This is a genomic window from Cognaticolwellia beringensis (assembly GCF_002076895.1).
Lineage (GTDB): Bacteria > Pseudomonadota > Gammaproteobacteria > Enterobacterales > Alteromonadaceae > Cognaticolwellia > Cognaticolwellia beringensis.
The window spans coordinates 1414933-1427431 of the sequence record NZ_CP020465.1 but is presented as its reverse complement, the minus strand read 5'-3'; the positions used below and the strand labels follow the sequence as shown (position 1 = coordinate 1427431).

General features: G+C 38.6%; 11 protein-coding genes. 1 reads left to right on the top strand and 10 read right to left on the bottom strand.

Going from position 1 to position 12499, the window contains the following annotated elements; all coding sequences use genetic code 11:
- Positions 1-23: 23 nt before the first annotated feature.
- The 5 genes from B5D82_RS06000 to B5D82_RS05980 form a co-directional block, all read right to left on the bottom strand.
- A complete protein-coding gene (locus B5D82_RS06000; RefSeq protein WP_081149960.1) occupies positions 24-473 on the bottom strand; it encodes a serpin family protein in 450 nt (149 codons plus the stop codon).
- 198 nt (positions 474-671) lie between these two features.
- Positions 672-968 carry a DUF6172 family protein gene (locus B5D82_RS05995; protein ID WP_081149958.1) on the bottom strand — a complete coding sequence of 99 codons (297 nt, stop codon included), beginning with the start codon at positions 966-968 and terminating at the stop codon, positions 672-674.
- Positions 969-1424: 456 nt separating this feature from the next.
- Entirely contained in the window at positions 1425-1760 is a 336-nt protein-coding gene (gene hpf, locus B5D82_RS05990) for a ribosome hibernation-promoting factor, HPF/YfiA family (RefSeq protein WP_081149956.1), read from the bottom strand.
- Between the two features lie 135 nt (positions 1761-1895).
- Entirely contained in the window at positions 1896-2846 is a 951-nt protein-coding gene (locus tag B5D82_RS05985; RefSeq protein ID WP_081149955.1) for a DUF808 domain-containing protein, read from the bottom strand.
- A gap of 43 nt (positions 2847-2889) precedes the next feature.
- The gene (locus B5D82_RS05980) at positions 2890-3234 is read right to left on the bottom strand and encodes a YajD family HNH nuclease (protein ID WP_081149954.1); all 345 of its coding nucleotides are present in this window, start codon (positions 3232-3234) and stop codon (positions 2890-2892) included.
- A 222-nt stretch (positions 3235-3456) separates the two neighbouring features.
- Between B5D82_RS05980 and B5D82_RS05975 the strand changes: the two genes are divergently transcribed.
- A complete protein-coding gene (locus B5D82_RS05975; protein ID WP_081149953.1) occupies positions 3457-3984 on the top strand; it encodes an Mpo1 family 2-hydroxy fatty acid dioxygenase in 528 nt (175 codons plus the stop codon).
- Positions 3985-4447: 463 nt separating this feature from the next.
- Here the strand turns inward: B5D82_RS05975 and B5D82_RS05970 are convergent, their stop codons facing one another.
- From B5D82_RS05970 to B5D82_RS05950, 5 genes are all read right to left on the bottom strand, one after another.
- Positions 4448-5887, bottom strand: a complete 1440-nt coding sequence (locus tag B5D82_RS05970; protein ID WP_081149952.1) for an alanine/glycine:cation symporter family protein — start codon at positions 5885-5887, stop codon at positions 4448-4450.
- Between the two features lie 137 nt (positions 5888-6024).
- Positions 6025-6963 (bottom strand): cation diffusion facilitator family transporter, encoded by a 939-nt coding sequence (locus B5D82_RS05965; protein ID WP_081149951.1) that lies wholly within the window; start codon positions 6961-6963, stop codon positions 6025-6027.
- 97 nt (positions 6964-7060) lie between these two features.
- Positions 7061-10336, bottom strand: coding sequence for an efflux RND transporter permease subunit (locus B5D82_RS05960; protein ID WP_081149949.1), 3276 nt, complete (start codon positions 10334-10336; stop codon positions 7061-7063).
- A gap of 34 nt (positions 10337-10370) precedes the next feature.
- Positions 10371-11843, bottom strand: coding sequence for an efflux RND transporter periplasmic adaptor subunit (locus tag B5D82_RS05955; protein ID WP_245807565.1), 1473 nt, complete (start codon positions 11841-11843; stop codon positions 10371-10373).
- 211 nt (positions 11844-12054) lie between these two features.
- Complete coding sequence (locus tag B5D82_RS05950; RefSeq protein ID WP_081149948.1) at positions 12055-12402, bottom strand: hypothetical protein; 348 nt, start codon at positions 12400-12402, stop codon at positions 12055-12057.
- Positions 12403-12499: the final 97 nt, after the last annotated feature.

Sequence of the window (12499 nt, the reverse complement as noted above, 5' to 3'; positions counted from 1 at the left end):
TATAGAACAGCTTAATGCCTAAGCTACTTGATCATAATTTCTCTTAATCGATATTCACCCGTTAAGGTTCTTACATTTGGATAGGTTTTCGTTATTTCTCGAGAATTTTCTTTATTGGCATTACCCCAACTTTTCATAAAGGTATTGTATTTTTCTTGATTTGGTTCTAAATCACTACTTTTCTCAAAAATAACCATTAACACCATATTAAAGTCACCACTTTGTGGCAGCTCACTGCCATATATTTTCCAGTCTTTAATGTAGCCTAATTTTTTTTGCATGCGGACCGCTTTCACCCAACTTTCTCGAAGTCCTGCTAAATAAATATCCTCCATATTGGGGTCAATACGCACGGTGGTCATTGAAATAATTTCACTACCAAGATCATAGTCTTTATAAATCTCAAGTTCTGCTTGAGAAGAAAAGGCAAAGAGTATGCAACATAATCCAAAAAACTTGACGATATGTTTCATTTTATACTCTCCATTGTTTACCGAAAAATGTTTGCCAAAAAATCGACAGGAGAAGTATAGTTAATTAGCGCTGAATAGCGAATGAACTGAAAAGATAATAGATTATGTTGTGGAAGGAAGCTTGAACGATAATGTTGTGCGTTTATAAAACTTTACTTTAAACGCACAATAAACTTACGACTATTGAATTAATAAATTTTAAAGCTCTTTTTCTTCAAATGAACGAGTGGCAGGTTTAACTAAAATTTCAAGATAAAATGAAGTCGTATCTTCTGCTAAAATCGTATCAATTTCCTGGCTAATCGTCGTGACATGAATAACATCAGCCGTTTGCTCAGTTTTACCAATTTTACAATCAAAATCCCAATAATCAGCACCTTCAGGTAGCGTTTTATTACGTTCACGTTTTAAATATTTTTTAACTTCGTGTTTCGCTGACTCAATCATTCTAGCGAGTTTGATTTTTGGGTGAGTTAACTCGAATGTTTTTTTCATGGAATTCCTTGGAGCAAATAAAAGTACGCTTTATAGTAAATTTTTTTTCATATAAAGCCAATGTCGCTATTTTACGTAAACATTTACGTAATAGCCATACTTCATCTAATTGTTAGTTAAATAACCTCACCGTATATTTAGAATTTATACTTTAGTTGATTACCCCACCGTTTTTCAATGTTTGAGTAAGTGAATAAAGATTTAATCGATAAGGTTCATCAACTTTTATCTTCATGTCAAAATAACGGCTAGTTTTGTATTAAAAAGGGAGTGACTAGGATTATGCTAGGGATGTTATGGAAGTGTTCTAAAGCGAAGATAGCAAGGATGAGCTAGTGAGATCTGCTATCGCCATTCTTTCACATCTGTTTGATCGCGTCATACCATTCATATTAAATATAAAAAGGCCGTTTAATAACGGCCTTTGAGTTTTTAATTCATGCTTACCAGCTAGGTTTAAGGACTCTCAAATGCGTTTGATTGCTCTACTTCAAACTTCTTTTTCTGCTTAGCTGACAATACACCTTTGCGATGTGCTAAAGCGGCTTCAAGCTTACTCGCGGCACTAGCTATTGCGGCATATAATTCTTTATCGGTAGCGTTAACTGAAACAGTCGCGCCCTCATAAATGGTAGATACTTCTAATTTCTGTTGATGCGGCTCTACGGTAATAATGGCCTCTAAGGTCATTAGGCTTGGGAAATGCTTAGCAACTTTGGCAAATTTATTTTCAATTGCTACGTTTATACCTTCGGTAATTTCAACGTGATGTCCGGAAATGATTATTTTCATATTGCTACCTTTTTTGTTGTCTTCAATTATATACTCAGGGCGAAGACAACAAAAAACAATAGCTAAAATGAAGTATTTTGTAATCTACATACTATACAATTGAAATTGTTAATAAAAATCAGCTTAAACATATATCTACTTAACAACAGCTTGATGCTTTTTTAATCTAGATACTAGACTAACAATAGCCAATACTAGACCACCTGCAATAATTCCGATAATGCCATCAAGTAAAATAGATAAAATACTTTCAAGAAATGTTCCAAGATATTGCCCTACCCATTGTTCAATATGATGAAATTGGCGGTTAAGCCATGAAAAACTATGAACAATAATGCCGCCGCCAACAAGGAACATAGCAATAGTGCCGACTATGGTTAATAGCTTCATTAAAAACGGTGCAAAAATTAATAAACCTCTGCCAACAGATCTTTGTAAGGTATTAAAACGTCCTGACACTGATTTTCGTAGCAAATATAGTCCTAAGTCATCTAACTTTACAATGCCGGCAACAAGCCCATATACGCCAACGGTAATCGCTATAGCCAATGCCGAAACAACCAGTACTTGTGTTTGAAATGGTGCATCTTGAACTGAGCCTAATACAATAACTACAATTTCTGCAGAAAGAATAAAGTCGGTACGAATAGCGCCTTTTATTTTTTCTTTTTCGAAAGCGGCAATGTCAATATTTTCATCGCTAACCGCTTCAAGTACTGCTTGATGCTCAGTAGTTAAATCTTTCTTACTATGAAAAAATTTATGAGAAACTTTTTCAAAACCTTCAAAGCAGAGAAACAAACCACCGAGAACTAATAAAATGGTGATCAGTGGCGGTAAAAATGCACTAATTAACAAAGCTGAAGGGACTAAAATTAACTTGTTGAGAAATGAGCCTTTGGCAACAGCCCAAACAACCGGCAGCTCTCTATTCGCTTTTACACCCGACACTTGTTCTGCATTAAGGGCTAAATCATCACCAAGCACACCCGCTGTTTTTTTCACAGCCACTTTCGATAAGATGGCAACGTCATCTAGTACCGTTGCGATATCGTCAAGTAAGGTTAATAAACTTGAACCTGCCACTTTCAATTTCCTTACATTAATATCGTTAGGTGTTAGTAAAACGTTATTTTTTTAACAGTGATTTTAAGTCTGCAAACGGGTTATATGTAGCGGTGTCTTGATTGGTGTCACCCGCTTTAACTTCCGTGTGATAATTGGCATGATCAGTGTATTTCGCATGTTCATTATCGTGGCAGTAAATACAAAGTAGCTCCCAATTACTGCCGTCATTTGGGTTATTTGTATGATCATGATCCATATGATGAACCGTTAACTCTCTAATATTTGAATATTCAAACGCTCGAGCACAACGACCACAAACCCAAGGATATAGCTTCAATGCGCGATCGCGATAACCTTGCTCTTGGCGTTTATAATTAAGGCTGGAGCCTAATCTATCTGAGGACATACTATTAACTTTTTTAGTAACTAATACGGTTATTGTATGAGTAAGACAACACAACTGCAATACGGTCGTTATAATCATTTATAAACGGCTGTCGAACGTAGAGCAATGTTTTAATCATCACTTCTAATACGGTAAACTTTGTCATGCTACTCTGGTCTGCTCTCTTTACTTCTAAACAATTACTTGCCATGATATTTAACTATAGTTGAATAAGGAACTGGCATGAAAACAGTTGAAGAACAATTATCTAATTACAAGAGTGTGCACTTTAATAAACACAATATAATAACCCACTTTGTAGGAGTTCCGCTCATTGTTTGGGCTATTACCGTATTGTTAAGCTTACATACCTTTACTATTGAAATAGGTAGCAAAACATTAAGTTACACACCTTCAGCAATATTTTTCACTATTGTAATGCTCTATTATTTAAAGTTACATTTGAAGCTAGCCTTAGGTATGCTGCTATATATTGCAATAAACATTTATCTTGCAAGCTTAGTGTCAAATATGGAGAGTGCATTATGGATAGCTATAATCGCATTTGTTGTCGGTTGGATTATTCAATTTATTGGTCATATTTATGAAAAAGCTAAACCCGCCTTCTTAGATGATATTATGGGCTTAGCAATTGGCCCTTTATTTTTAATGGCTGAAGTTTATTTTGCTCTGGGGTTAGAGAAAAGCCTTGCTACAGACATAACACCGTTGGCAAGAGAAAAGCGTCGTTTAATTGAACGTACAAAATAATAAATAGAGTCAATTGAGTAACAACTAACAAGTAACAAGTAACAATCAGCATCTAACTGAAATTGATAGAATGATGTTTACTATATTTTTCAAATTCAGTTATTCACTAAAAAAATAGAGCCTCAGAATAAAGCTAACCATATGAAATATGGGTAAATAGTATATCAAAACAGTGTCTAAATAGCGCGATTCAACGCCAATTTTTTTAGGTAGATGCTCGAACGAAGGGAGTAGATTAAACCAGTTCAGCAATAGCTCATGATTGTTTTAAGCTATGGGTAGCTCTTTCAGTCACCTTATTCTATCGATCAACAAGGTGACTTTTCAACTACATTTTTGATAACGTCTATGGTCAAAATAAGCTCGTTAAATACATGGATATTAAGAAGTATGCTTTATAACTGTCTTATAAAGCATAAACTTAGTCACTAAAGTTACGATTAAACGATTAATTAACCATAAGCTATTTATGCCAAATACCGGCTTCAACTTTACCTTGAAATTCAATGTCTGCTTCTTTAAATTCCATATCAGCATCACTAACATTTTCAATTTTTCGTTTGGCATTATAATCTTTAGTTAATGCCACTATAGTCGGCGTAAGTTGCACAATTGCGATAACGTTCACTAAAGTCATTAACCCTAAAGCTACATCGGCCATACTCCATACTTGTTTTAAACTAGCACTTGAGCCCCAAAATACCATTGCCAAATACATCGACGTGTAGATAGTTCGACCGACTTTATTGTCGAGTTTGAAAAAATGTAAATTACTTTCCGCATAAGCATAGTTTGCGACCACTGATGTAAAGGCAAATAAACTAATCGCGGCAGACACAAAATAAACCCCGTTTTCTCCTAAATGATGAGTAATAGCACTTTGTGTCACTCGAATACCTTCCATTTCGCCGGTAAAGTTTATATCAGCCAGTAAAATAATAAACGCGGTACAAGTACATAACACCATAGTGTCAAGAAAAACGCCTAACATCTGGACATAGCCTTGTGTAACAGGATGATTAGGCACAGGTCTGGCACTCGCTGCAGCATGGGGTACACTACCAGCACCCGCCTCATTAGAGTATAAACCGCGCTGAATACCATTTTTAATGGCAGCCCCTAACATACCAGCACCTGCTTCTTGTAAGCCAAAAGCTGAGGTAATAATATCGTATAACATTGCAGGTACAGCGCTAATGTTCATTAAGGTGATACTTACCGCTACCAAAATAAAGGCAATGCCCATAAAAGGCACAATCAGCTCGGCAAATCGAGCAATACGTTTTAAGCCACCGAGCACAATAGCGCCAGCAAGAATAGTGATAACCATTCCGGTGTACAAACTAGGAATATTAAACGCATGATTTAATGAATCTGCAATAGTATTGGCTTGCATCGCACTAAAACTAAAGCCATAACCTAAGAATAAACACAATGAAAATAATATGGCTAACCAACGTTGGTTTAGGCCTTTTTGAATATAGTAGGCTGGCCCACCTCGATATTCTTTATGGTCGTCGCTAACTTTATAGAGTTGCCCTAAAACACTTTCAGCAAAGCCAGTAGCCATGCCTAGCAACGCAATAACCCACATCCAAAATATCGCGCCACTGCCTCCGAGTGAAATGGCAACAGCAACCCCAGCTAAATTACCGGTACCTACCCGCGCAGACAAGCCAATAAAAAGTGCTTGTAGCGAACTAATACCTGAACTTTCAGTAGAGTTTTCATCATTCTTGCTACTATTTTTCATCACTGAAAACATGTGACGAAAGTTGAGGATTTGAACAAATTTCAGCTTATAAGAAAACCAAAAACCTGCGAATAACAACACATAAATGAGTACTTGCCCTTCGCCCCATAAAACATTGTTAATACTCGATACAATTTGTTCGAAATTCATTATTACAGATCCCCATTAGCCATGTTGTTACATGCGGTTATAATAAAGCAATCAATTGATTTATTGATGAAATTTAAGAAAGTATTCTACCTTAGCAAATTTTAAAGTTAATTATTAGCGCTATTAAAAATTACGCTTTAATAACAACTAGATTCTATCGCCTTACCTGATTGGTTAACTTCAATGGTTGAATGTTTAATACCATATTTTTTTGCTAACATCGCTTTAATCTCAGCTAAATCTATGGAAACCTTGTTTGTTACAGACGCTACCTTACATTCTAAAAACAATTTATGTTCATCGAGTTGCCAAACATGAATATCTATAGCTGCACTCACACCTTTAATTAATTCAATATCCGCCTTAAGCTCACTGATTTCACATGTTTCTGGCACTGCTTGCATCAATATTTTAATACTTTCAAGCGCTAGTAAACCACCGTGATAAAGCACATAGATTGAAATTAATATCGTCGCAATGATATCAACTACATACCACTGATAAAATATAATCAAAACGCCGGCAATAATTACCGCAACAGACGCCATAGCATCAGAAACATTATGAATAAACGCAGCGCGCAAGTTCATGCTACTTTTTGCGCCTGACATATAAGTTAATACTGCAGTGGCAATATCAATAACCAAAGCAATACCGGCGATATAAATCACTATCCAGCCATCGATTTCAGTTGGATTAAAGTATTTACTGATCGCTTCATAAATTAGATAAAGGCCAACAATAATCAGCGTAATGCTATTGATCAGCGTACCTATGATTTCGGCTCTTTGATAACCAAATGTCATCTTTTCATCCGCTTGCTTAGCCGAAATTTTACGAGCGAAAATAGCAATTAAAATCGCGCCGGCATCACTTAAGTTATGCAAGGCGTCGGCGATCAAAGATAAACTACCCGATAGCACACCACCAATAATTTGAACAACGGTGAGTAAAATATTAATCAATACGGCAACAGTCAATTTCCCGTTGCCTGAGTGGCCATGAGAGTGACGATGAGAATGGTTATGTGACTGGTTATTTAAGTGATTACGAGATGTAGAATGATTACCAGACATAGTTACCTCTTGGTAGTACTAATAATAAAAACAGCATGAATAAGCCGACATTGACCTTATTCATGCACCATCTAAACGCTAGCTTTCATTCGCTATATTAACGTTTCAATTCCATTATTTTAGCCTTCGAAAACCAACTAAAAAGCACCGGTAATACAAATAATGTTAGCAAAGTTGCCGTTACTAGCCCACCCACAATAACGCTAGCTAAAGGCCTTTGTATTTCTGCTCCTACACCATTAGACATTAACATAGGAATTAAACCTAATGCAGAAGTTATCGCCGTCATCAGTACCGGTCGTAAACGTGAAGTTGCGCCTTCAAATACGGCTTTTGAGGCCACTGAGCCGCCTTGAATTCTTTGGTTTATACTTTCCACCATTACCACACCATTTAATACCGCCACACCAAACAATGTAATAAAACCTACAGAGCTAGGTACCGATAAATATTGCCCTGAAAGATATAATGAAAACACACCACCGATAATAGCTAATGGTACATTCACCAAAATCAGCATAGCTTGCCCGATTGAGCCAAAAGCAAAATATAGCAATAATGCTATTAAAGCTAATGACACAGGTAAAACTATAGCGAGTCTTGCCTGCGCGCGCTGCTGATTTTCAAATTGACCACCAATAGCGACTGAATAGCCCGCAGGTAAATCCACATTGGCGGCAATAACCGCACGAATATCAGCTACAACACTACCCATGTCTCGGTCTTGCACATTGGCTTGAATAACCACTCGGCGTTGCACATCATCTCTACGCACTTGTGGTGGCCCAGATTCAAGCGAAATATCGGCAATGTCGCCTAAACGCACCCAAGCACCCGTAGGCGATTGCAGACGTATCTCCGCAATGGCATCGCGGCTATTCCGACTCTTCTCCTGTAAGCGCACATAAATATCATAACGCTCGTTACCATTAATAACTTGCCCTGCGGTGATACCGCCAATACCATTTTGCACCAATGACATTACGTCGCCAACAGAAAAGCCAAAGCGAGACAACTGTTGCCTATTAGGCTTAATCACTAACTGCGCTTCACCAACAATTTGCTCCATAGCAACATCGCGAGCACCCTCTACCGATTTAATAGCGCTTTCAATCTCTTGCCCTTTTAATGCGAGAATCGTTAAATCAGGTCCAAAAAGTTTAATCGCTAATTGCGCTTTTACCCCCGACAATAATTCATCTACACGGGTAGCAATAGGCTGTGAAAAATTAAGCAACAGGCCAGGAAATTGTTCTAACTCTATTGCCATTAACCGCTGAAGTTCGTAACGGTCGCTCGCACTTGTCCACTCACTAACCGGTTTCAAACCAATATAAATCTCAATGTTGTTTACAGGTTCAGGATCACCGCCAATTTCAGCTCTTCCCATGCGGCTAAGGGCATAGTCAACCTCAGGAAAAGCCATTAACTTTTCCTCTAATATGGGGGCTACTTGCAATGCGGTAGCTAAGCTTGAAGAAGGGGCCAATGTAGCGCGCAGGTTAATCGTCCCCTCTTCTAATTCGGGCACAAACTCAGTACCTATTTGCGGCACTATAGCCATGGCACTAAACAGCAATATCAATGAGATACCCATAACCACTTTGGTCTGATGCATCGCGAGAGCTAAACTTTTGCGATACCAGCGTTCAAGTGGGCGTAAAATAATACTTTCACGCGCTTTAACACCTTTTTTAAACATATATGTTGCCAGTGCAGGCACAACAATCAAAGCGACAAAAATAGCCGAAATTACCGCTAAAATAATACTTATCGCCATAGGTTGAAACAATTTAGCTTCAACACCCTCAAAGCTAAATAGCGGCATAAATACCACTAAAATAATTGACGCCGCAAAAAATATTGGCCGAGAAACCGCTTTACCTGCTTGCTTTAATCTTAATGGTATTCCGCTACTGTCATCGTGCACCACATCATGCGGGTCAGGGTCAGCAGCTTTACGCTCACTCAGCGCGCTATTATTCGATTCTTTATCACTTACTTTTGGAGCAGTAATTAAGCCCACACTTTCATTGCGAGCAATCGCGCGACTTAAATGTGTTTCATCAGGGCGATTAAGATGCCTAAACATGTTTTCAACCATCACTACTGAGCCATCAACCAACATGCCAATAGCCACGGCTATTCCACCAAGAGACATTAAATTGGCCGATAAGCCCAAGTACGACATGATCATTAACGTTATCGCTATTGAAATAGGAATGGATATTAATACTAGAAAGGTTGCACGCAAGTTCATTAAAAACAAAGCTAGTACAATGGCGATAAAAATAAACGCAAGAATAAGTGACTCAACAACAGTGTTAACCGCTTTCACGATTAAGTCAGACTGATCGTAAAAAGCTTCAAAACGCACACCTTTTGGCAGTGCTTGTTCAATTAAAGGTAAGCGCGCATTAATACCATCAATGGTCGATTTTGTATTTGCGCCCATACGCTTAAGTACGATACCCGAAACCACTTCACCAAGGCTTTCAATTTCACCATTTTTGCCACGTCTAGTCATAGTGGCCGCACCTTGGCGAATTTCACTGCCAAGTACAACGGTGGCGACATCCGCAACTGTAATGACTGTACCAGCTACCGTTTTAACGGGTACTTGCTGAATATCAGTCAAACCCGCTGCACCACCACTAAACCAACCAGTTCCGCGCACCACTAATTGCTCTTGCCCGCGATTCATGTACCAACCACCGACATTGCTATTGTTATTTTCTAGCGCGCTAACAATATCGCTTTGACTCAGCTCATAAGAGAGTAATTTACTCGGTTCAATATTCACTTGGTATTGACGAACATTACCGCCGAACGATAATACGTCGGTCACGCCATCGACCGGCATCAGCAATAACTTAACAATCCAATCGTTAAGGCTTCGTAGCGCCATCGCGTCATATCCGGCATCTTCATCAGCAATCAGTAAGTATTGAAATACTTGCCCTAATCCTGAGGTATTTGGCCCCATTTCTGGCGTACCTACACCTTGTGGTATTAATTCTTTTGCCGCTTGTAAACGTTCAAATACTAATTGACGGGCAAAGTAAATATCCGTGCCTTCCTTAAAAACCACGGTAACACCCGACAAACCAGTTTTTGAAATTGAGCGCACTTGCTCAACATCAGGCATGGCATACATTACCGCTTCAATAGGGTAAGTAATAAGTTGCTCTACTTCCTCAGCCGCTAAGCCTGGTGCCTCTGTATTTACGGCGACTTGTACGTTAGTCACATCAGGGAAAGCATCCAAATTTAATTGCGGAATAATAAACACTGAGCCAACCAGTGTTGCCACTAACATCAACATCACCAATAGTCGATTATTGACAGAAAAATCGATCATTTTATTAAACATAATATTCTGCTCCTACTTCTTCGCTATCGATGAATTAATGGTTATGCGGGTCAAAGCCGCCTTTAGCTATTTCAGAAGCCACAAAAAATGCACCTTTTGTTACAATACGAGTTTGTGAAGCTAGGCCTGAGATTTCACGAAAACGTCCTAACGAACGACCTAATATCACTTCAACCGCAGAAAACTCACCAGGATGTCCTTCAACAAATACCGTCCAATCGCCATCACTTGAACGCATAAGTGCTGATTCGGGTACCGCCATTACTGCCGCGTTAGTTTCAAAGCTAAAATTTACATTAACGAACATGCCAGGATGGAGACGGTCGTGATCATTTTTAACCGCCAAGCGTACGATACGGGTACGCGTTTTTGGGTCTATGGTATGTGCCTCTTGAATGACAGTGGCGACAAAGTATTGATCAGAAATTTCAATAACCGCTTGCGTGCCTTTGGGTAAATTCAATTGCTTATTTGGCGAAACGCGCGCTTCAACCCAAAGCTCACTTTCATCAGCTAACACCATAATGGCGTCTCCAGCTGATAGCCTTTGCCCTTGCGAGAAATCATCACTGAGTACCGCTCCTGCTCGCTGTGCAATTAAGGTGTATTCGCCTAACTCCTCTACATAAGCATTTAATAAGTTACCTTTAACAACTTGTGCAATAGCAGTTTCAGTTAAGCCAAAGGCTTTCAAACGACTGTAGGCGGCAATATAATCGGTTTCTGCGCTTAATAACTGGCTTTCACTCACGGTTTCTTTGCCGAGTTTTTTATTTCGTTGCCAGTCATTATAGGCAACACGGTATTTCGCTTGTGCTTCGGCAACCGATTCACTGAACAGAGTGACTAAAGCATCGCCCTTTTCAACATGTTGCCCTAATGTGGCATGGCGAGAAACCACAACAGATTCAGTGCGCGGAGAAACAATATAGCTTTTATAGCCATTGGCTTTAATTTCACCTGGTGCATAAACATGACTGGCAAATGTTTTTGCTGATATTGCTGAAACTTCAATACCGGCAAGTGCCATTTTTTCAGCACTGAAACTTACACCGTCTTGATGGTTATCTTCTGCAGATTCATTACCCGTTGATAAAGCTTGTAAAGCGCTTTGAGAAAAGTTTTGGCTAAGGTCATTTTTATCGCCTTCATTCACATGAACTGCTTCACCAACGTCTTCGCCATGCTGGTGCGGAGCTGCTTTAGTTTTATGTGTTTTTTGCTCAGTTGTTTCACTTTCTTTGTGAGCATGACTGGCATGGTTTTCTAATAATGTTGCAGGTATTGCAGATGATTCTTCGGCTGTCGAACCGGCTACCAGTGCCATTACTGAAGTACTAAACACCATAGTTAAGGTTAAAGGTATTAATAAACCTGCTCCTCTCCTGAAAGTGAACATGCATGGTAAAACAGCGAACTTTGCTAGAGAATTTAGATTTGAAGAACCTGAAATATACCGTATAAATAGCGCAGCCATATTAAGGCTTCTAAGGTGAAACTTACTCATAGTGATACTCTTAATTTTATTTTTTAAGATTACTTTTAAGATTGAAAATCGAGGTTTATTGACTTGATTGACTAAAACACATCAAACAGTGCTGACTCGCATGAAGCAAGTAACTCAGCTGAATGTCGTTAAAAAAACAAACACTATCGATTAACAAAGCATAAATATCCAAACCAGCGTGTTGCTTGTTCAGATAAAGTAGCGGTAAGTTTTAAACTATGGGTGGGCGATGTTCGGGTGTTATCCAAAGTGACACTAAGGCCACTTTTCTGGTCGAAATATTATCATTACTTTTGTGCATAAAACTTGTTGCGATAGTACAAGTAATATAAACAACGGATGGCGCATGACAATGGCAGCAATGATGACAGTCGTATGGGTCTTGCTCACCGACATCAGCATTATTAAGCGTATTAGCTAACGCGCCTTCTTGATGAGATTTATGTGATTCATCTAAGTTACGATGAGACAAGTTTTGTGTTGAATCAGTATCTTGATGGCTGCTGTGTAAATCAAAAGCAGACGCAATTGTTTGACCAGCAAACAAAAGAGCAAACATTATAATTAACAGACGATTAAACACAGCTTTAGTTCTCTTAACAACGAAACAGCAGTGTAAGTTAATTAATAGTGGGCTTCAACCTATGAGTGTTCAA